The 20,060-nt window shown below is 60.0% G+C and carries 23 protein-coding genes; 17 read left to right on the top strand and 6 right to left on the bottom strand.

Annotated elements, in window-relative coordinates:
- Nucleotides 1-7: 7 nt before the first annotated feature.
- Nucleotides 8-1,837 (bottom strand): hypothetical protein, encoded by a 1,830-nt coding sequence (locus ACTJK9_RS21195; RefSeq protein WP_440815984.1) that lies wholly within the window; start codon nt 1,835-1,837, stop codon nt 8-10.
- Nucleotides 1,838-1,999: 162 nt separating this feature from the next.
- On the opposite strand from ACTJK9_RS21195, the gene ACTJK9_RS21190 reads away from it, so the two are divergent.
- The 3 genes from ACTJK9_RS21190 to ACTJK9_RS21180 all read left to right on the top strand — a co-directional run bounded on the left by ACTJK9_RS21190 (nt 2,000) and on the right by ACTJK9_RS21180 (nt 3,673).
- A complete protein-coding gene (locus ACTJK9_RS21190; protein ID WP_007950967.1) occupies nt 2,000-2,488 on the top strand; it encodes a TIGR00645 family protein in 489 nt (162 codons plus the stop codon).
- Nucleotides 2,489-2,623: 135 nt separating this feature from the next.
- Nucleotides 2,624-2,929 carry a DUF6482 family protein gene (locus ACTJK9_RS21185; protein WP_085612611.1) on the top strand — a complete coding sequence of 102 codons (306 nt, stop codon included), beginning with the start codon at nt 2,624-2,626 and terminating at the stop codon, nt 2,927-2,929.
- A gap of 126 nt (nt 2,930-3,055) precedes the next feature.
- The gene (locus ACTJK9_RS21180) at nt 3,056-3,673 is read left to right on the top strand and encodes an FKBP-type peptidyl-prolyl cis-trans isomerase (RefSeq protein ID WP_007950965.1); all 618 of its coding nucleotides are present in this window, start codon (nt 3,056-3,058) and stop codon (nt 3,671-3,673) included.
- Between the two features lie 49 nt (nt 3,674-3,722).
- Here the strand turns inward: ACTJK9_RS21180 and ACTJK9_RS21175 are convergent, their stop codons facing one another.
- The 3 genes from ACTJK9_RS21175 to ACTJK9_RS21165 all read right to left on the bottom strand — a co-directional run bounded on the left by ACTJK9_RS21175 (nt 3,723) and on the right by ACTJK9_RS21165 (nt 5,622).
- Nucleotides 3,723-3,980, bottom strand: a complete 258-nt coding sequence (locus ACTJK9_RS21175) for a PA4570 family protein (RefSeq protein WP_007950964.1) — start codon at nt 3,978-3,980, stop codon at nt 3,723-3,725.
- 207 nt (nt 3,981-4,187) lie between these two features.
- Complete coding sequence (locus ACTJK9_RS21170) at nt 4,188-4,529, bottom strand: zinc ribbon domain-containing protein YjdM (RefSeq protein ID WP_236190052.1); 342 nt, start codon at nt 4,527-4,529, stop codon at nt 4,188-4,190.
- 124 nt (nt 4,530-4,653) lie between these two features.
- The gene (locus ACTJK9_RS21165; protein WP_007950962.1) at nt 4,654-5,622 is read right to left on the bottom strand and encodes a polyprenyl synthetase family protein; all 969 of its coding nucleotides are present in this window, start codon (nt 5,620-5,622) and stop codon (nt 4,654-4,656) included.
- A 241-nt stretch (nt 5,623-5,863) separates the two neighbouring features.
- Here ACTJK9_RS21165 and rplU point away from each other — a divergent pair, with 241 nt between their 5' ends.
- From rplU to ACTJK9_RS21140, 5 genes are all read left to right on the top strand, one after another.
- Complete coding sequence (gene rplU, locus ACTJK9_RS21160) at nt 5,864-6,175, top strand: 50S ribosomal protein L21 (RefSeq protein WP_003228361.1); 312 nt, start codon at nt 5,864-5,866, stop codon at nt 6,173-6,175.
- A gap of 35 nt (nt 6,176-6,210) precedes the next feature.
- Nucleotides 6,211-6,468, top strand: a complete 258-nt coding sequence (rpmA, locus tag ACTJK9_RS21155) for a 50S ribosomal protein L27 (protein WP_003228360.1) — start codon at nt 6,211-6,213, stop codon at nt 6,466-6,468.
- A gap of 193 nt (nt 6,469-6,661) precedes the next feature.
- Nucleotides 6,662-7,885 carry an Obg family GTPase CgtA gene (cgtA, locus tag ACTJK9_RS21150; protein ID WP_039771717.1) on the top strand — a complete coding sequence of 408 codons (1,224 nt, stop codon included), beginning with the start codon at nt 6,662-6,664 and terminating at the stop codon, nt 7,883-7,885.
- Between the two features lie 137 nt (nt 7,886-8,022).
- Nucleotides 8,023-9,141: a glutamate 5-kinase gene (proB, locus tag ACTJK9_RS21145; RefSeq protein WP_039771715.1), complete on the top strand. Its 1,119-nt coding sequence runs from the start codon at nt 8,023-8,025 to the stop codon at nt 9,139-9,141.
- Between the two features lie 11 nt (nt 9,142-9,152).
- Nucleotides 9,153-9,617, top strand: coding sequence for a CreA family protein (locus ACTJK9_RS21140; RefSeq protein WP_085612612.1), 465 nt, complete (start codon nt 9,153-9,155; stop codon nt 9,615-9,617).
- Between the two features lie 125 nt (nt 9,618-9,742).
- Here ACTJK9_RS21140 and rpsT read toward each other — a convergent pair whose 3' ends face one another.
- Nucleotides 9,743-10,015 (bottom strand): 30S ribosomal protein S20, encoded by a 273-nt coding sequence (gene rpsT, locus ACTJK9_RS21135; protein ID WP_003228351.1) that lies wholly within the window; start codon nt 10,013-10,015, stop codon nt 9,743-9,745.
- A 252-nt stretch (nt 10,016-10,267) separates the two neighbouring features.
- Between rpsT and murJ the strand changes: the two genes are divergently transcribed.
- The 6 genes from murJ (at nt 10,268) to ispH (ending at nt 17,770) form a co-directional block, all read left to right on the top strand.
- Nucleotides 10,268-11,806: a murein biosynthesis integral membrane protein MurJ gene (murJ, locus tag ACTJK9_RS21130; protein WP_085612613.1), complete on the top strand. Its 1,539-nt coding sequence runs from the start codon at nt 10,268-10,270 to the stop codon at nt 11,804-11,806.
- 129 nt (nt 11,807-11,935) lie between these two features.
- The gene (ribF, locus tag ACTJK9_RS21125) at nt 11,936-12,874 is read left to right on the top strand and encodes a bifunctional riboflavin kinase/FAD synthetase (RefSeq protein ID WP_007959537.1); all 939 of its coding nucleotides are present in this window, start codon (nt 11,936-11,938) and stop codon (nt 12,872-12,874) included.
- A gap of 13 nt (nt 12,875-12,887) precedes the next feature.
- Nucleotides 12,888-15,719 carry an isoleucine--tRNA ligase gene (gene ileS / locus ACTJK9_RS21120; protein WP_440815978.1) on the top strand — a complete coding sequence of 944 codons (2,832 nt, stop codon included), beginning with the start codon at nt 12,888-12,890 and terminating at the stop codon, nt 15,717-15,719.
- Nucleotides 15,712-16,224: a signal peptidase II gene (lspA, locus tag ACTJK9_RS21115; protein ID WP_064118729.1), complete on the top strand. Its 513-nt coding sequence runs from the start codon at nt 15,712-15,714 to the stop codon at nt 16,222-16,224. Before ileS ends, lspA begins: the two co-directional genes overlap by 8 nt.
- A 7-nt stretch (nt 16,225-16,231) precedes the next feature.
- The gene (gene fkpB, locus ACTJK9_RS21110; RefSeq protein WP_170928297.1) at nt 16,232-16,669 is read left to right on the top strand and encodes an FKBP-type peptidyl-prolyl cis-trans isomerase; all 438 of its coding nucleotides are present in this window, start codon (nt 16,232-16,234) and stop codon (nt 16,667-16,669) included.
- A gap of 156 nt (nt 16,670-16,825) precedes the next feature.
- The gene (gene ispH, locus ACTJK9_RS21105; RefSeq protein WP_440815974.1) at nt 16,826-17,770 is read left to right on the top strand and encodes a 4-hydroxy-3-methylbut-2-enyl diphosphate reductase; all 945 of its coding nucleotides are present in this window, start codon (nt 16,826-16,828) and stop codon (nt 17,768-17,770) included.
- On the opposite strand, the gene ACTJK9_RS21100 is transcribed toward ispH, so the two are convergent.
- Nucleotides 17,742-18,296, bottom strand: a complete 555-nt coding sequence (locus ACTJK9_RS21100) for a GspH/FimT family pseudopilin (RefSeq protein WP_440815971.1) — start codon at nt 18,294-18,296, stop codon at nt 17,742-17,744. The two genes, ispH and ACTJK9_RS21100, sit on opposite strands and share 29 nt — an antisense overlap.
- A gap of 127 nt (nt 18,297-18,423) precedes the next feature.
- Between ACTJK9_RS21100 and ACTJK9_RS21095 the strand changes: the two genes are divergently transcribed.
- From ACTJK9_RS21095 to ACTJK9_RS21085, 3 genes are read left to right on the top strand one after another with little or no spacing between them, the layout of a single operon-like run.
- Nucleotides 18,424-18,897, top strand: a complete 474-nt coding sequence (locus ACTJK9_RS21095) for a GspH/FimT family pseudopilin (RefSeq protein WP_085689738.1) — start codon at nt 18,424-18,426, stop codon at nt 18,895-18,897.
- Entirely contained in the window at nt 18,894-19,343 is a 450-nt protein-coding gene (gene pilV, locus ACTJK9_RS21090) for a type IV pilus modification protein PilV (protein WP_440815967.1), read from the top strand. The genes ACTJK9_RS21095 and pilV overlap by 4 nt, the downstream gene beginning before the upstream one ends.
- On the top strand, nt 19,340-20,053 hold the full coding sequence (locus ACTJK9_RS21085) for a PilW family protein (protein WP_440815965.1): 714 nt from the start codon (nt 19,340-19,342) through the stop codon (nt 20,051-20,053). The genes pilV and ACTJK9_RS21085 overlap by 4 nt, the downstream gene beginning before the upstream one ends.
- Nucleotides 20,054-20,060 lie beyond the last annotated feature (7 nt).

Here is a 20,060-nt window from a genome sequence, read left to right as displayed (position 1 = left end):
GCGTCAATCAGGGTGCAGCGCCCGGGGTCTGCGCCTTGTCGAGTTTGACCTCAAAGCCGTATTGCACGGTGGCGAGGTCGGTTCGCTGGTAGGTTTCAACGTGCGTCGGACGGCCGTAGAAATAATGCACGCCGAATAACGCCGGCCCTTCCGTGCTCGCGTCGTGGCTGACCGACAGAATCCGCTTCAAGTAATGACCGCTGTCGTCCTTGACGAAGAATCGCCATTCGTTGGCGGGGAATCGCTTCAAATCCACCACCAACGCGTTGTTCCTGATTTCCAGACCTTTAGGCAGGGCCTTGGCTTCATAAGCCTGTTTGTCCACCGTGGCCAGGAACAACGGCATCGAGCCGACGGCAATCGCCGGGGTTTCCGGGAACAGGTTCAGGTCGTAGGTGATGGTCGCCTGCAGCGGGTCGACCTGATAAGCCTCGGGCGGCAGTTCGATCGGCTCGTCGAGTTTGCCATTGTGTTTTTCAGTGAAGAACGTCACCGGGCTTTCGCCGGGGCTGAAATCGTCGCCGAGCATTTCATCGTTGAAGGTTTTGCGGTGGTCGAATTCGATGCGCGCGGCGCTCGGCTCTTCAACCGACTGACGGATATGAACGCCGCTTTTCAGCTGCTCTTCAGTCAGGGACGCGCCCTTGAGCCAGTCGGGCGCGAGGTCATCGTAGACGGTGATCGGCAGGTCGAGCGGCTGCACGGTTTTTTCCGTGGTGTGCGGATCGAATTCGCGCACGGGCAAGTCCAGCGCCTTGCGGGTGACGGTTGCTTCGGAAAAATCCAGCAGGCTGACTTCGAGGGTGTCGATCGGGCCGTTGAAGTACACCTTGTTGTAGTGGCGCGGATGCTGCTGTTCAAAGGCCTGTTGTTCATCGTCCAGCTTTTTTTCCAGCGTCTCGCTCCAGGCTTTTTGCTGTTGCAGGTAGGCCAGCTGCTTTTGATAGAACGCCACCTGCTCGGGGTTTTCATTGATGGCGCCGGCGCGCACCAGAAACTGGCCCGTCGAATCGCGGGCCTGGACGATCAGCGGGTTGAGCCGGGTATTGGAGACTTCCGGAGCGAGGGGTAACTGATTGCTGAACTCGAGTTCGGCGTAATACTTGTCCAGTTTCAGCAGGGTCACGCTGAGGTTGCCGTCGGAGCGGGTCTGGCCGACGTCCTTTTTATCCAGATTGAAACTGTGCAGGCGTTTCGGGACGATGACTTCCACCTGGCCTTGCAGGCTGACCGGGCGCGGCAGGTTCTTCTTGTCGACATTCAAACCCTCGATGAACGGGTAAGTGACAGTCAGGTCATCGGGGTTGGTGACGTTGGAGCTGGAAGGACTGAGCTGAATGCCCGGATCGGTTTCCGACCATTCCGGTTGATAGGCAATCACCCGTTTGTTGCTAAGGGTCACCGAGTGCCACTCCACGCCATGGGGGAACAGAAAGCCGCCGGGGATGTTGAGATTGAAGGGGAACACCGGTTGCAGATCGGTGAGGTAATCGGAACTGGAATCCTTGTGCAGCACGAACAGGCCGTTGATGAAGGTATCGACCAGCGTCTGCGGCGTGGGGTAGTGCCTGAGCACGCCGAGGGCGTCTTCGCCGTATTCGGTAATGGACGGTTTATTGTCGAGCTTCTGTTGCGCGCGTTCGAGCAACAGCAGCGAACCGCCGAGTTCGGTCACGGCGTCCTTGAGTTTGGGGTCGGTGATGGCGTCCAGCGACTGCTCGAACTGCGCAGTCTTTTCCTCGAGGCTGACGGCAGGCTTTTCATCGCCGGGCGAACACCCGCCAAGCAACAGGGCAAAGCAAATTCCGGCAGTCGTTATCGGCAATCGCACATCCATTTCCCGTCTTCCTGTGCACTGTCGCTGGGCTGTCAATGGTTTGGACACTAGCAGAAAAACTTTGACACACACACGCAGGTGGCGGATTTCCGGGCGGTTTCTGGCTGTCATGGGCGGCTGGTATACTCGCCGCCGATTTCAACCCTTCTTGTGTGAGAGTCAATGGAACGCTTTATCGAAAATGCAATGTACGCCACGCGCTGGCTGCTGGCGCCGATCTACATCGGGCTGTCCCTGGGGCTGCTGGCGCTGGCATTGAAATTCTTCCAGGAAGTGTTTCATGTCATTCCCAATGTCTTCTCCATGGCCGAGTCCGAGCTGATTCTGGTGCTGCTGTCGCTGATCGACATGGCGCTGGTCGGCGGCTTGCTGGTGATGGTGATGATTTCCGGCTACGAGAACTTCGTCTCCGAGCTGAACATCGATGAAGGCAAGGAAAAGCTCAGCTGGCTGGGCACCATGGACTCCTCGTCGCTGAAGATGAAAGTGGCAGCGTCGATCGTTGCAATCTCTTCGATCCATCTGCTGCGGATCTTCATGGATGCCAAGAACGTCGATCCCGAGCACCTGATGTGGTACGTGATCATCCACATGACCTTCGTGATCTCGGCGTTTGCCATGGGTTATCTGGACAAGCTCACCAAGCACTGATGAGCTGACGATTGCTGTAACAAAACCGCCCGTCTGTTGCGAAACAGACGGGCGGTGACGTTTGTGGCTTGTACTTTGATTCGCCGAGGCATATCCCTGTAGGTCTCAAGGCTCGTCACCGCGTGAGGTGCGTCCATGAACCTGCAAGAGTTGAATGCGTTTGCCGTCGCCAGAAAGGTCGACGAACTGAACCTGATCTCCATGGAAGGCGGGATCTATCTGCTTGAGGCCCGGATGCATGGCGCGGCGTATCCGCTGAGCGATCCGCAGGGGAATATGCTGACGCTGCGTTCGGTCGAGCATGCCCGGGATCTGCTGCATAACTTTCCGGTGCTGCCGTTCAACCTGGTGCACACCTCGGTGCACGATGAAATGTGCGGTCTTGGCGCCAGTGGCGAAGAAAGCCTGAAGGTGCCGCTGGCCTGGCGATCCGCGCTGTAGGCCCGAGGGCCTGATCAATGCCGGAACATCTGTGCTAGTCTGCTCGCCCTTTTGGTTCCGGGCGCGCCGGGACGCGCTGTGTACGCACGGCAGGTCCTGAGGCCGTCCGCACAGCGGAGCAGTGTCATGTCCGAAGTAAATCTGTCCACCGACGAAACCCGCGTCAGCTACGGTATCGGCCGTCAGCTGGGTGACCAGCTGCGCGACAACCCGCCACCGGGTGTCAGCCTGGACGCCATCCTGGCCGGTCTGACCGACGCATTCGCCGGTAAGGAAAGCCGTGTAAGCCAGGAAGCCATGTCCGCCAGCTTCAAGGTGATCCGCGAGATCATGCAAGCCGAAGCCGCTGCCAAGGCTGAAGCCGCCGCTGGCGAAGGCCTGGCATTCCTGGCTGAAAACGCCAAGAAAGAAGGCATCACCACCCTGGCCTCCGGTCTGCAATTCGAAGTGCTGACGCAGGGCGAAGGTGCCAAGCCATCCCGTGAAGACACCGTGCGTACTCACTACCACGGCACGCTGATCGACGGCACTGTGTTCGACAGCTCCTACGAGCGTGGCCAGCCGGCTGAATTCCCGGTTGGCGGCGTTATCGCTGGCTGGACCGAAGCCCTGCAACTGATGAATGCCGGCAGCAAATGGCGTCTGTACGTGCCGAGCGAACTGGCTTACGGCGCTCAAGGCGTTGGCAGCATCCCGCCGCACAGCGTTCTGGTGTTCGACGTCGAGCTGCTCGACGTTCTGTAATCCCGTTACCCTGCACAAGCGTGGCTTGTGCAGGGTTTCTCCGCCGTTCTCATACTTCGATCTTGTTGTGCAGTTCACTGGTCGGGCGCAAGGCCCGGGCATAGCAGAACAGGAACAGATTGCGCACCAGCTCCTTGAGCACCAAGGGCTCGCTGGAACTCAGGCCGCTGACATCCAGATCCCCTTGATCCTGCAGTTCATGCAGGGCTTCTTCTTCCAGTACGGCACAGACTTCACCGGTTTCCCGATGCAGGATCCTGAGGTACGGATGCGGGCGATCCAGCCAGGCGTCGATCAAATAAGTCATGGGTCTCATCTCCATTGAAAGGGTTTCAATGAGAATAATTCTTATTCGTCAAATAGCAAGCGCCTATTGGCGGTTTGTGATTTTTTGCGGGTAAAGATTGCGTAAGGTCAAAACGGCTGGCGTTTGGCTATCGCGAGGATTTGCTGGGGATTGCGGGGGAGGGCGAAGCTCCATCCCACGGCGGGCGCGGGATGGAAGACAGCAGACTCAGACTTTTCTGACGAACTCGGATTTGAGTTTCATCGGGCCGATGCCGTCGATCTTGCAGTCGATGTCATGATCACCATCGCACAGGCGGATGTTCTTGACCTTGGTGCCGACCTTGACCACCAGCGAGGTGCCCTTGACCTTCAGGTCCTTGATCACGGTGATGGTGTCGCCGTCCTGCAGGACGTTACCGACCGAATCTTTCTTCACGGCGTCATCGGACGCCACTTCGGCTTCACCGCCGACAGACCACTCGTGGGCGCACTCCGGGCACACCAGTTGGGTGCCGTCTTCGTAGGTGTATTCGGAATTGCATTTCGGGCAGGGTGGCAACGTGCTCACTAAGGCTCCTTGGAGAGGGATCGCTAAAAGTCGCACATTGTATAGGGTTTTAGCCGCCGATGGCAGGCAACAAAAAACCGCAGGCTCCAACGGAGGCTGCGGTTTTTAGATGACGCGATGCTGATCAGTGCGTGCGGGCGACCGCGAACTCGCTCAGCTCAACCAGCGCATCGCGGTATTCGCTGGCCGGCAGCGCGTCGAGGCACTTGATCGCACGGGCCACGTAATCACGGGCCAGTTGCGCGGTGTATTCCAGCGAACCGGAGGCTTCCACGGCGATGCGGATGCTTTCCAGGTCTTCGATCCCGCCTTTCTGGATTGCCTGGCGTACCAGTGCGGCTTGCTCTGGCGTGCCTTCGCGCATGGTGTAGATCAGCGGCAGGGTCGGCTTGCCTTCGGCCAGATCGTCACCGACGTTCTTGCCCAGGGTTTCGGCGTCGCCCTTGTAGTCGAGCAGGTCGTCGACGAGCTGGAACGCCACGCCCAGGTGATCGCCGAAGGTGCGCAGGGCTTCGCTCTGCTCGGCGGTGGCACCGGCCAGCGCCGCGGCACTGTGGGTCGAAGCCTCGAAGAGCATCGCGGTCTTGCCGCGGATGACTTCCATGTAGGTTTCTTCGGTGGTGCTGGCGTCGCGGACCTTGGACAGTTGCAGCACTTCGCCTTCGGCGATGATGCGCGTGGCCTGAGACAGGATCTTCATCACCGGCATCGAGCCCAGTTCGACCATCATCTCGAACGAACGCGAGTACAGGAAGTCGCCCACCAGTACGCTCGGGGCGTTGCCCCACATGGCGTTGGCGGTGGAGCGGCCACGGCGCATGCCGGACATGTCGACCACGTCGTCATGCAGCAGGGTGGCGGTGTGCAGGAATTCGATGGTGGCGGCCAGCAGGCGCATGTCGTCGCCTTCGCGACCCAGGGCCTTGCCACACAGCAGCACCAATAAAGGACGCAGGCGTTTGCCGCCGGCCGACGTGATGTAATCGCCGATTTTCGATACCAGCGGCACTCGGGAAGTCAGCTGCTTCTTGATGATGCCGTCGACGGCGCTAAAATCGTCCGCCACCGCGCGGTAGAAAGCTTGGGGTTGCATCAGCGACAGGTGCTCCAGAAGGGTTGCGCGGCATGCTAGGACCCACGTCCGGGCCTGTCAAGGCGCGATGGACGGCCCCTTGCATGACTTCGAAGGCTTGCGTACAATCGCGCACCCTGAACTTCCTGGGCAGCACCTGCCTTACGCAATTGCACTTGGGCCGTTCCAGCCCCATGCAGCCATGCCAGCCAATACCTCTTCTTATAAAGAGCTGGGTGAGCAGGATTATCGGAGAAATACCATGTACGCAGTAATCGTTACCGGCGGTAAGCAATACAAGGTCGCTGAAGGTGAATACCTGAAGATCGAAAAACTGGAAGTCGCCACTGGCGAATCCGTGACTTTTGACCGCGTTCTGTTGGTCGCCAACGGCGACGACGTGAACATCGGCGCACCTGTTGTTGCTGGCGCAACCGTCAAGGCTGAAGTGATCTCCCAAGGTCGTCACGATAAAGTCCGCATCATCAAGTTCCGTCGCCGTAAGCACCACATGAAGCGTATGGGCCACCGCCAGTGGTTCACCGAGATCAAAATCACCGGTATTCAGGCTTAATTACAGCCTAATTCCTCACTAGGAGAATTGAACTCATGGCACACAAAAAAGCTGGTGGTAGTACCCGTAACGGTCGCGACTCAGAAGCCAAACGCCTTGGCGTGAAGATGTATGGCGGCCAGGTCATCAAGGCCGGCAACATCATCGTGCGTCAGCGCGGCACCCAATTCCACGCTGGCTACGGCGTTGGCATGGGTAAAGATCACACCCTCTTCGCGAAAATCGAAGGCGTGATCAAGTTCGAAGTAAAAGGCGCCTTCGGTCGTCGTTACGTGAGCGTTGTCGCAGCCTAACTGCGAGAGTGCTGGAGAAGCCCTGTCTTGCGACGGGGCTTTTTCGTTTGTGGGGTGAGTCTCTTGCAAAGCTGTTTGTATGGGCTGCCGGCGTGCGATGCAGGTCGTGGATTGGGGTCGCTGCGCTCATTTTTGCAAGAGTCTTATGTCTTGATTGTTTTTCGGCTCGTCCGTACGGCGAGAGGCGTTGGTTATGAAGTTTGTTGATGAAGTATCGATCCGCGTAAAGGCTGGCGACGGCGGCAATGGCTGCATGAGTTTCCGTCGGGAAAAATTCATTGAAAACGGCGGCCCGAACGGTGGTGATGGCGGTGACGGCGGTTCCATCTACATGATGGCCGACGAAAACCTCAACACCCTGGTGGACTACCGTTACACCCGGCACTTCGATGCCGAGCGTGGCTCCAACGGCGGCAGCACCGACTGCACCGGCAAGAAGGGTGAAGACCTGATCCTGCGCGTGCCGGTCGGCACCACCGTGATCGACTCTGCCACCCAGGAAGTCATCGGTGACCTGACCAAGGCCGGTCAGAAACTGATGGTGGTGCAGGGCGGCTGGCACGGTCTGGGTAACACCCGTTTCAAATCCAGTACCAACCGTGCGCCGCGCCAGACTACGCCGGGCAAGCCGGGCGAGCAGCGCGACCTGAAACTGGAAATGAAAGTGCTGGCCGACGTCGGTCTGCTCGGTCTGCCGAACGCCGGTAAAAGTACCTTTATCCGCTCGGTGTCGGCTGCCAAGCCGAAAGTTGCCGATTACCCGTTTACCACCCTGGTGCCGAACCTCGGTGTGGTCAGCGTCGATCGCTGGAAAAGCTTCGTCATCGCCGACATTCCGGGTCTGATCGAAGGCGCTTCCGATGGTGCTGGTCTGGGTATTCGTTTCCTCAAGCACCTGGCGCGTACCCGTCTGTTGCTGCACCTCGTCGACATGGCGCCACTGGATGAAAGCAGCGCGCCGGACGCCGCTGAAGTGATCGTCAACGAGCTGATCAAATTCAGCCCGTCGCTGGCCGAGCGTGATCGCTGGCTGGTGCTGAACAAGTGCGACCAGATCCTCGAAGAAGAGCACGAAGCGCGGGTCAAGGAAATCGTCGATCGTCTGGAGTGGACCGGTCCGGTCTACGTGATCTCGGCCATCGCCAAAGAAGGCACCGAGCGCCTGACGCGCGACATCATGCGTTATCTGGAAGATCGTGCCGATCGCCTGGCCAATGACCCGGCCTATAAGGAAGAGCTCGCCGACCTCGATCAGCGCATCGAAGACGAAGCCCGTGCGCAGTTGCAGGCGCTGGATGACAAGCGTGCCCTGCGTCGCAGTGGCGTGAAGTCGGTCCACGACATCGGCGACGATGACTGGGACGAAGAAGATGTGGATGACGAAGACGGTCCGGAAATCATTTACGTGCGTGACTGATTCGTTGCAGTAAACTTAAGCGCCGCTCAATCGAGCGGCGTTTTAGTATCTGGAAATCGATTGTTGGTCACGAAGAACCACGAATAACGTCACGGGCAGTGCCAGGTCGCGCTGCCCTCAAGCTAAGGTTGAAGATGATGCGGAGCAAGGTGACAGGTGCGCAGCGTTGGGTCGTGAAGATCGGCAGCGCTTTGCTGACGGCGGATGGCAAAGGGCTGGATCGCGCGGCAATGAGTGTCTGGGTCGAGCAGATGGTGGCTTTGCACGAGGCCGGCGTCGAGCTGGTGCTGGTGTCCTCCGGGGCAGTGGCGGCGGGCATGAGTCGCCTGGGCTGGACCGCGCGACCCAGTGCGATGCACGAGCTCCAGGCCGCCGCAGCAATCGGTCAGATGGGCCTGGTGCAAGCCTGGGAATCGAGCTTTGCCGAGCATGGCCGGCATACTGCGCAGATTCTCCTGACCCACGACGACCTGTCTGACCGCAAGCGCTACCTGAATGCCCGCAGCACCTTGCGTGCGTTGGTCGAGCTGAAAGTTATCCCGGTGATCAATGAGAACGACACCGTGGTTACCGACGAAATCCGCTTCGGTGACAACGACACGCTCGCGGCGCTGGTTGCCAATCTGGTCGAGGCCGATCTGCTGGTGATCCTGACGGATCGCGACGGTATGTTCGACGCCGATCCGCGCAATAACCCTGACGCCCAGCTGATTTACGAAGCGCGCGCCGATGATCCGACGCTGGATGCGGTGGCGGGCGGTACCGGTGGTGCGCTGGGGCGTGGCGGCATGCAGACCAAGCTGCGCGCGGCGCGTCTGGCGGCGCGTTCCGGGGCGCATACCATCATTGTCGGCGGGCGTCTGGAGCGCGTGCTCGATCGCCTGAAGGCGGGTGAGCGGATTGGTACGCTGCTGTCGCCTGAGCGCGGCATGCTCGCGGCGCGCAAGCAGTGGCTGGCCGGTCATCTGCAAACCCGTGGCACGCTGGTGCTGGATGATGGCGCGGTTTCCGCTCTGTCTCAGGGCAATAAAAGCCTGCTGCCAGTCGGGGTCAAGCTGGTTCAGGGCAGTTTCCGTCGCGGCGAAATGGTGGTGTGCGTGGCGCCGGACGGTCGAGAGATTGCCCGTGGCCTGGCCAACTACAGCGCGCTGGAAGCACAAAAAATCATCGGTCAGTCGTCGGATGCGATTGTCGGTTTGCTGGGTTACATGGCTGAGCCGGAACTGGTTCACCGTGACAACCTGATTCTGGTGTAAGGAAAAACGCGATGCGTATGGCAAAAGGATTGTTGGGCTTGCTGGTGGCGTTGCCGTTGCTGGCCTCGGCCGAGGAAATCGGCCAGGTGTCGACGGTGTTCAAGTTTGTCGGGCCGAACGACCGGATTGTGGTTGAGGCATTCGATGACCCGAAGGTTGAGGGTGTGACCTGCTACCTGTCGCGCGCCAAGACCGGTGGTGTGAAGGGTGGGTTGGGTCTGGCGGAGGATCGTGCCGAAGCGTCCATTGCTTGCCGCCAGGTCGGGCCGATCAACTTCAGGGGCGAGTTGAAGGATGGTGAAGAGGTTTTCAAGGAGCGCACTTCGCTGGTGTTCAAGACCATGCAGGTGGTGCGCTTCCTCGACAAGAAGCGCAATACGCTGGTTTATCTGGTCTACAGTGATCGTCTGATCGAGGGTAGCCCGCAGAATGCGGTGACGGCGATTCCGATTCTGCCGTGGGCGTCAGCTCATTAATCACGCGTAAAAAAAGAGGAGTCGATTGGCAAGCCGATTGGCTCCTCTTTTTTGGGCCTTGATTTCAGCAAATCGCAGGCAATAAAAAACCGACCCTGAGGTCGGTTTTTTAATGACTACGTCGCTTAGGCAGCTTCTTTCAGTGCCTTGACGTGGCCATTCAGACGGCTCTTATGACGAGCAGCCTTGTTCTTGTGGATGATGCCTTTATCGGCCATGCGGTCGATAACTGGCACAGCCAGAACGTATGCAGCTTGAGCTTTTTCAGCGTCTTTTGCGTCGATGGCTTTAACTACATTCTTGATGTAGGTACGAACCATGGAACGCAGGCTGGCGTTGTGGCTGCGACGCTTCTCAGCCTGTTTTGCACGTTTTTTGGCGGAAGGTGAGTTGGCCACCGTCGAGCTCCTCGAAAGACTTTTTAGGAAATAGCAAACAAAATAGGCCGCGAATCATGCCGATGAGTTGAAGTCTTGTCAAGGGCGCTTGAAACGTTCCGCTAAGTGGTAGGCGTGGTGCGACGGGATATTTCTTTCCGGCGTGTGACCTGTAAACTCGCGAGCTTTGGCTCTGTGCTGTTGCGGCGCGGAGTATCGCACAAGTGGGCGCGTTATTCGCCTGCTGTTTATCGACAGGCACACATTCCTTCAATGAATCTGCTCAAATCGTTGGCCGCCGTCAGCTCTATCACGATGCTTTCCCGGATTCTCGGGTTTGTTCGCGACACGCTCATTGCCCGCACCTTCGGCGCCGGAATGGCGACCGACGCCTTCTTCATCGCCTTCAAACTGCCCAATCTGCTGCGCAGGATTTTCGCCGAGGGCGCATTTTCCCAGGCTTTTGTGCCGATCCTGGCCGAATATAAAAGCCAGAAGGGCGAAGAGGCGACCCGCACCTTTATTGCCTACGTTTCCGGTCTGCTGACGCTGGTGCTGGCGCTGGTCACCGCACTGGGCATGATTGCCGCGCCCTGGGTGATCTGGGCCACGGCGCCGGGTTTCACCGATACCCCGGAAAAATTCCAGCTGACCTCCGACCTGCTGCGAGTGACCTTCCCTTATATATTGCTGATCTCCCTGTCTTCCCTGGCGGGGGCGATCCTCAATACCTGGAACCGTTTCTCGGTACCGGCATTCGTGCCGACCCTTCTCAACGTCAGCATGATCGTGTTTTCGCTGTTCCTGACGCCGTACTTCGATCCACCGGTCATGGCCCTCGGCTGGGCAGTGCTGGTCGGCGGCCTCGCGCAGTTGCTCTACCAACTGCCGCACCTGAAAAAGATCGGCATGCTGGTACTGCCGCGCCTGAATCTGCGCGATACCGGTGTCTGGCGGGTCATGAAACAGATGTTGCCGGCCATCATCGGCGTCTCGGTCAGCCAGATTTCCCTGATCATCAACACTATTTTCGCCTCGTTCCTGGTGGCGGGCTCGGTGTCGTGGATGTATTACGCCGACCGTCTGATGGAGCTGCCGTCCGGTGTGCTCGGTGTGGCGCTGGGCACGATCCTGCTGCCGACATTGGCCAAGACCTATGCGAGCAAGGATCGCCACGAGTATTCGCGGATTCTCGACTGGGGTCTGCGCCTGTGCTTCGTGCTGGTGCTGCCATGCGCGCTGGCGCTGGGTATCCTGGCCGAACCGTTAACCGTTTCGCTGTTCCAGTACGGCCAGTTCAGCGGCTTTGATGCGCAGATGACGCAGCGGGCATTGATTGCCTATTCTGTCGGTCTGCTCGGGATTATCGTGATCAAGGTGCTGGCTCCGGGCTTCTATGCGCAACAGAACATCCGTACACCGGTAAAAATCGCAATCTTCACTCTGGTGGTCACGCAGTTGTTCAATCTGGTGTTGATCGGCCCGCTGGCGCACGCTGGCCTTGCGTTGGCGATCAGCGCCGGTGCCTGCCTGAACGCCGGACTGCTGTTCTATCAACTGCGCAAGCAGCAGATGTATCAACCGCAGCCGGGCTGGCTGAAGTTCGGTTCCAAGCTGTTGGTCGCGGTGGCGGTGATGTCGGCGGTGCTGTTGATCGGCATGCATTTCATGCCCGCGTGGGATCAGGGCCACATGCTTGAGCGCTTCCTGCGCCTGGGTGTGCTGGTGGTTGCCGGCGTGGTTGCGTATTTCGGCATGTTGCTGCTCCTCGGTTTCCGCCTGCGCGACTTCAATCGCAAGGCCTTGAGCTGAGGTTTCACCCCTGAAAGACGGGCGCGAGCCGGCAGTTTTGTCGGCTCGATCACTTTGGGTTACGGTGTTGCCTGTCGTCGGCCGTCGGGTGTGGTTATAATCGGCCACTTTATGAGCAAGAAGCGCGTTATGCAGCTGGTTCGAGGCCTCCACAATCTGCGCCCCCAGCATCGGGGCTGCGTCGCCACTATTGGCAACTTTGACGGTGTTCACCGTGGTCACCAGGCCATTCTGGCCCGACTGCGTGAGCGTGCGCTCGAGTTGGGCGTACCCAGCTGCGTGGTGATTTTCGAGCCGCAGCCACGGGAATTCTTCGCCCCGGAGACCGCGCCGGCGCGTCTCGCCCGGTTGCGCGACAAGCTGCAACTGCTGGCCGCCGAAGGTGTCGACCGGGTCTTGTGTCTGGCCTTCAACCAGCGCTTGAGCAAGCTCAGCGCCAGCGAGTTCGTCGATACCATCCTGGTCGATGGCCTCGGCGTGCAGCATCTGGAGGTCGGGGACGATTTCCGCTTCGGTTGCGACCGCCTCGGCGATTTCGATTTCCTGTTGCAGGCCGGGCAGGTTCACGGTTTTACCGTCGAAGCCGCGCAAACCGTCGAGCTGGACGGCATTCGCGTCAGCAGCACTCAGGTGCGCAACGCGCTGGCCGCCGCCGATTTCGCGCTGGCCGAACGTCTGCTCGGCCGCCCGTACCGGATTGCCGGTCGCGTGCTGCATGGCCAGAAACTGGCCCGCCAACTGGGTACACCCACGGCGAATATTCAACTGAAACGCCGTCGCGTGCCGTTCACCGGGGTTTACCTGGTCGACGTCGACATCGACGGCAAGACCTGGCCCGGCGTCGCCAATATCGGCGTGCGGCCCACGGTCCAAGGTGATGGCAAGGCCCACCTTGAAGTCCATCTTTTAGATTTTGCCGGCGATCTGTATGACCGGCGTTTGACGGTGGTTTTCCACCAGAAGCTGCGTGAAGAGCAGCGTTTCGCCTCCCTGGAGGCATTGAAAACGGCGATCAGCGCGGATGTCGCCGCCGCCCGTGCACTAGCCGCACCTAGCGCCCATCGCTAATGAAGAGCCTTAAATGACCGACTATAAAGCCACGCTAAACCTTCCGGACACCGCCTTCCCAATGAAGGCCGGCCTGCCACAGCGCGAACCGCAGATCCTGCAGCGCTGGGACAGTATTGGCCTGTACGGAAAGTTGCGCGAGATTGGCAAGGATCGTCCGAAGTTCGTCCTGCACGACGGCCCTCCGTACGCCAACGGTACGATTCACATCGGTCACGCACTGAACAAGATTCTCAAGGACATGATCATCCGCTCGAAGACCCTGTCGGGCTTCGACGCGCCGTATGTCCCGGGCTGGGATTGCCACGGCCTGCCGATCGAGCACAAGGTCGAAGTGACCCACGGCAAGAACCTGGGCGCGGACAAGACCCGAGAACTGTGCCGTGCCTACGCCACCGAGCAGATCGAAGGGCAGAAGACCGAGTTCATCCGCCTCGGCGTCCTGGGCGACTTCGCCAATCCGTACAAGACCATGAACTTCAAGAACGAGGCCGGTGAAATCCGCGCCCTCGCCGAAATCGTCAAGGGCGGTTTCGTGTTCAAGGGCTTGAAACCGGTGAACTGGTGCTTCGATTGCGGTTCGGCCCTGGCCGAAGCGGAAGTCGAGTACGAGAACAAGAAGTCCTCGACCATCGACGTAGCGTTCCCGATCGCTGATGAGGCCAAACTGGCCGCCGCATTCGGTCTGCCGTCCCTGGGCAAACCGGCCTCGATCGTGATCTGGACCACCACCCCGTGGACCATCCCGGCCAACCAGGCGCTCAACGTTCACCCGGAATTCACCTACGCCCTGGTCGACATCGGCGACAAGCTGCTGGTGCTGGCTGAAGAGCTGGTCGAATCCTGCCTGAGCCGTTACGGCGTCGAAGGCACCGTATTGGCCACCGCACCGGGTTCGGCGCTGGAACTGATCAATTTCCGTCACCCGTTCTATGACCGTCTGTCGCCGGTGTACCTGGCCGACTACGTGGAACTGGGTGCCGGCACCGGCGTGGTTCACTCCGCGCCGGCCTACGGCGTGGACGACTTCGTGACCTGCAAGAAGTACGGCATGGTCAACGACGACATCCTCAACCCGGTACAGAGCAACGGCGTTTACGTGCAGTCGCTGGAATTCTTCGGCGGCCAGTTCATCTGGAAGGCCAACCCGGCCATCGTCGAAAAACTGACCGAAGTCGGTGCGCTGCTGCACACCACCGTCATCGAACACAGCTACATGCACTGCTGGCGTCACAAGACCCCGCTGATCTACCGCGCCACCGCGCAGTGGTTCATCGGCATGGACAAGGAGCCAGTCAGCGGCGACACCCTGCGCGTACGCTCGCTCAAAGCCATCGAAGACACCAAGTTCGTTCCGGCCTGGGGCCAGGCGCGCCTGCACTCGATGATCGCCAACCGTCCGGACTGGTGCATCTCCCGTCAGCGCAACTGGGGCGTACCGATCCCGTTCTTCCTGAACAAGGAAAGCGGCGAACTGCACCCGCGCACCGTCGAGCTGATGGAAGAAGTGGCCAAGCGCGTTGAAGTCGAAGGCATCGAAGCCTGGTTCAAACTCGACGCTGCCGAACTGCTGGGCGATGAAGCGCCGCAGTACGACAAGATCAGCGACACCCTCGACGTCTGGTTCGACTCGGGCACCACCCACTGGCACGTCCTGCGCGGTTCGCATCCGATGGGCCACGAGACCGGTCCGCGTGCCGACCTGTACCTGGAAGGTTCGGACCAGCACCGTGGCTGGTTCCATTCGTCCTTGCTGACCGGTTGCGCCATCGACAACCACGCGCCATACCGCGAGCTGCTGACCCACGGCTTCACCGTGGACGAGTCCGGCCGCAAGATGTCCAAGTCCCTGGGCAACGTGATCGCGCCGCAGAAAGTCAACGATACCCTGGGCGCCGACATCATGCGTCTGTGGGTCGCGTCGACCGACTACTCCGGCGAAATGGCCGTGTCCGAGCAGATCCTGCAGCGCAGCGCGGACGCCTATCGTCGTATTCGTAACACCGCGCGTTTCCTGCTTTCCAACCTGACCGGTTTCAACCCGGCCACCGATCTGCTGCCGGCCGAAGACATGCTGGCGCTGGATCGCTGGGCGGTGGACCGTACGCTGCTGCTGCAACGTGAGCTGCAAGAGCACTACGGCGAATACCGGTTCTGGAACGTCTACTCGAAGATCCACAACTTCTGCGTGCAGGAGCTGGGTGGTTTCTACCTGGACATCATCAAGGATCGCCAGTACACCACCGGCGCCGACAGCAAGGCCCGTCGTTCGTGCCAGACCGCGCTGTTCCACATCTCCGAAGCGCTGGTGCGCTGGATCGCGCCGATCCTGGCGTTCACCGCCGACGAGCTGTGGCAATACCTGCCGGGCGAGCGCAACGAATCGGTGATGCTCAACACCTGGTATGAAGGCCTGACCGAGTTGCCGGAAGGCTTCGAGCTGGGTCGCGAGTACTGGGATCGCATCATGGAAGTGAAGGTGGCGGTCAACAAAGAGATGGAAATCCAGCGCGCGGCCAAGGCCGTCGGTGGCAACCTGCAAGCCGAAGTGACGCTGTTCGCCGAAGACGCGCTGACCGCCGACCTGGCCAAACTGAGCAACGAGCTGCGCTTTGTCCTGATCACCTCGACTGCCACTGTAGCGCCGTTCGTGCAGGCTCCGGCCGACGCTGTGGCCACCGAAGTCAGCGGCCTGAAACTGAAGATCGTCAAATCCGCCTTCCCGAAATGTGCCCGTTGCTGGCACTGTCGCGAAGACGTCGGCGTGAACCCGGAGCATCCGGAAATCTGCGGTCGTTGCGTGGACAACATCGATGGCGCCGGCGAGGTTCGTCACTATGCCTAATGCCGTTGGCCGTTTCGGACGGCTGAGCTGGCTCTGGTTGAGCTTGCTGGTTCTGGTCATCGACCAGGCCAGCAAGTTCTACTTCGAAGGCAAGCTCGAGATGTTCCAGCAGATCGTGATCATCCCTGATTACTTCAGCTGGACCCTGGCCTACAACACCGGCGCTGCCTTCAGCTTCCTCGCGGACAGCTCCGGCTGGCAGCGCTGGCTGTTCGCGCTGATCGCGATTGTGGTCAGTGCGGTGCTGGTGGTCTGGCTCAAGCGCCTGGGCCGCAACGAAACCTGGCTGGCCATCGCGCTGGCGCTGGTGCTGGGCGGCGCATTGGGCAACCTTTATGACCGCATTGCCCTGGGCCATGTGATCGACTTCATTCTGGTGCACTGGCAGAACCGCTGGTACTTCCCGGCATTCAACTTCGCCGACAGCGCCATCACCGTTGGTGCGGTGATGCTGGCACTGGACATGTTCAAAAGTAAAAAAACCGGAGAAGCCGTTCATGACTGAACAGGTATTGGCTGAGCAACGCATCGGCCAGAACACGGAAGTCACCTTGCACTTTGCATTGCGCCTGGAGAACGGCGACACGGTCGACAGCACTTTCGACAAAGCCCCTGCGACCTTCAAGGTCGGCGACGGCAACCTGCTGCCGGGTTTCGAGGCGGCGCTGTTCGGCTTCAAGGCTGGCGACAAGCGTACCCTGACCGTCGAGCCGGAAAACGCCTTCGGCCAGCCGAACCCGCAAAACGTACAGATCATCCCGCGTTCGCAGTTTGCGGACATGGAACTGTCGCCGGGGCTGCTGGTGATCTTCAACGATGCGGCCAATACTGAGCTGCCGGGTGTGGTGAAAGAGTTCGACGACGCGCAAGTGACCGTTGACTTCAACCACCCGCTGGCAGGCAAGACGCTGACCTTTGACGTGGAAATCTTCTCCGTCAAAGCGCTCTGAGTAACACAGCAGAACCCCTTTGGGAGCGGGCTTGCTCGCGAATGCTGACTGACNATTCAACATAAAAGTTGTCTGGCACACCGCTTTCGCGAGCAAGCCCGCTCCCACAGGGATTGCAATGATCCATTTTCTTGCGCGCAAGACACGAGGCACAGCATGCAAATCAAACTCGCCAACCCCCGTGGCTTCTGCGCCGGCGTGGACCGGGCGATCGAAATCGTCAACCGCGCCCTGGAAGTCTTCGGGCCGCCGATCTATGTGCGTCATGAAGTGGTGCACAACAAGTTCGTGGTCGAAGACCTGCGCAGTCGTGGCGCGATCTTTGTCGAAGAGCTGGATCAGGTGCCGGACGACGTCATCGTGATTTTCAGTGCCCATGGCGTCTCGCAAGCCGTGCGCACCGAAGCCGCCGGCCGTGGCCTGAAAGTGTTCGACGCCACCTGCCCGCTGGTGACCAAGGTGCACATCGAAGTCGCGAAATACAGCCGCGACGGCCGTGAATGCATCCTGATCGGCCACGCCGGTCACCCGGAAGTCGAAGGCACCATGGGCCAGTACGACGCCAGCAATGGCGGCGCGATCTACCTTGTCGAAGACGAGAAGGATGTCGCCGAGCTGCAGGTGCGCAACCCCGACAAGCTCGCCTTTGTCACCCAGACCACGTTGTCCATGGATGACACCAGCCGTGTCATCGATGCGCTGCGTACGCGTTTCCCGGCCATTGGCGGGCCGCGCAAGGACGATATCTGCTACGCCACCCAGAACCGTCAGGACGCGGTCAAGCAACTGGCTGACGAATGCGACGTGGTGTTGGTGGTGGGCAGTCCGAACAGCTCCAACTCCAACCGCCTGCGTGAGCTGGCCGAGCGCATGGCCACGCCGGCCTACCTGATCGATGGCGCCGAAGACCTGCAGAAGAGCTGGTTCGACGGTGTCGAGCGCATCGGCATCACCGCCGGCGCCTCCGCCCCGGAAGTTCTGGTACGTGGCGTGATCCAGCAGTTGCAGGCCTGGGGCGCCACCGGCGCCGACGAACTGGCCGGGCGTGAGGAGAACATCACGTTCTCGATGCCTAAAGAGCTGCGCGTCCGTTCGATCTGATCGCTTTATCCTTTCGGCACAACGCCTGTTCAGCCTTTTGGCTGGCCAGGCGTACGCGACCGGTCGCCGCCAGCACCACCTGAAGCTGGCTGACCGGTTCACGAGCCGAACATAGATGTATCGTCCCCGCCTGAAACTTGCGGTCCGGCACCAGTGGCTGGCCCAGGCTGCTGAAGCGTATGTACCGGCTCACCAGCCAGTTGCCGACAATCGGTATCTTTCCGTCATTCGCCTGCTCGATCAGCAATGGATTACCCGCATCCGCCGGCCCCTTCCCATTGAGATCCAGGATGATCCGCCAGCCCTGACCCCAGTCACCGTTGATGCCATGAATCACCACACTCTGGTTGCGCGTGATGGCCATGCTCCGGGCATTACGAATCCCGTCGAGCAAAGACTGCGCAGCCTGCTGCCGCCGGTTTGATTCGGTGAAGTCCGCCAGCGCCGGACTGACCAGCGACAGAACAATTGCGCCGATCGCCAGTCCCATAAGCAGTTCGACCAGACTGAAACCCTGTTGCGGCATGTGCGCCTCCTCTCTGGATTGTGCACGGCGGCGCAATCCGTGCGCCGCACGCGGTAAATCAACCGGCGCATGCCGGTCGAATGTTCTAGGTTTGTACAGGTATAGCCGACGGCAACGGAGGGCATCGATGGATCATCGTACAAAAGGTTTCACGCTGATCGAGCTGTTGGTGGCGGTCGCGGTGTTTGTGATCCTGATCACGATGGCGGTGCCGGCATTCACCCGTTCGGTGCAGGGCAGCAAGGCCGACACCGAGGTCGGCGACCTGCAACGGGCCCTCAACTACGCCAGGCTCGAGGCGATCAACCGGGGCATCACCACTCGCTTGCGGCCGAGCGCCGGCGGCAGTGTCTGGACCGGCGAGTTGTCGGTCTACGACAGTACTGGCACTCCGGCCAATGTATTACGGGTTGTTCCAGCGATGAGCAGCGGTGCGACTCTGACGCTACCCTCTGGGGTGACCGCGCTGGATTTCAACAATCTGGGCGGGCTGGCGGCGCCATCCACGGCGGTGGTGATCAGTTACACGCTGGGCACGCAAAGCAGGACGCTGAACGTGTGTCTGAACGGACGAATTCAATTGGGTGGAAGTTGCGGATGAGGGCAGGGAGCAAGTACGCACAGGAGGGCATGACGCTGATCGAAGTGCTGGTCGCGTTGTTGATTCTGACGGTCGGGTTGCTGGGCGCGGCGGCGGTTCAGCTCAATGCGCTGAAGTACACCGACAGCTCGCGGATGACCAGCCAGGCAAGTTTCATCGCCTACGACATGATGGACCGGATCCGCGCCAATTCCGGCGCCGACTACACCGTGACACCACCGACCACGGGCAATCTGAGTGTCGCCCGGGATCAGGATCTCTACGATTTCAGCACCAACATCGTCAATTTCGGCGGCCCGACCGCCACCGGCAGCATCACCCTCAATCAGCGCGTGTACACCATCACCATCACCTGGAGTGACGCGCGCGCCGCCAATACGGCCGGTGCAACCCGCAGCTTCGTCCTGACCAGTCGCGCCGCAGTCGATCCGGTGACCACACCATGAAGCGCCATAACCTGGGTTTCGGTCTGATCGAAATGCTGGTCGCTCTGGCGCTGGGGCTGATCGTGGTGCTCGGCGTGGTGCAGATCTTCCTGGCGGCGAAGAACACTTACGTCAGTCAGAACAGTGCGGCCGCCATGCAGGAAGACGCGCGGTTTGTGCTGAGCAAGATGATTCAGGAACTGCGCATGGTGGGCATGTTCGGCTGCCTGGGCACGATTACCGATTCCAGCTCGGCGGGGGATTTCACGGCGGCCCAGATCATGCCTATCAGTTGGGACAACGCCAACCTCAAGCTGACCCTGGTCACCGCTGATGTCGGCAGTGCGGGCGGGACCCCGACCTGGACGGTGGTCTCCGATTGCCGCAACAGCGCCACGGCTTATACCGGCGCGCGGGTGGCGGCGACAGGACAGATCGCGTTTCCGATCCGTCGGCTGGTCTACAGCTTCAGCAACAACCAGATTCTGATGGGCACTGGCAGCGGCAATCCGGCCCAACAGGTGCTTGTGAACAACGTCAGTGCATTTACCGTGACGTTCGGTCTGGCGAGTTCCGCGACCGATGTCGCGGCGTCCACCTACAGCGCCAACCCCGGTGATCCGGCGCGGATTCGCAGCGTGCGCCTGAGCCTTACCCTCACTGACCCGAACAACCGGGTCAGCAATCAAACCTTCAACGTGGTTGCCGCCTTGCGCAACCGCTTGCAGTGAGGGGCGA

Origin of the sequence: Pseudomonas sp. 22082, from assembly GCF_052046055.1 — a bacterium.
GTDB classification, from domain to species: domain Bacteria; phylum Pseudomonadota; class Gammaproteobacteria; order Pseudomonadales; family Pseudomonadaceae; genus Aquipseudomonas; species Aquipseudomonas pharyngis.
The sequence above is the reverse complement of the archived record's forward strand: the minus strand, read 5'-3'. Positions and strand labels throughout refer to the sequence as shown.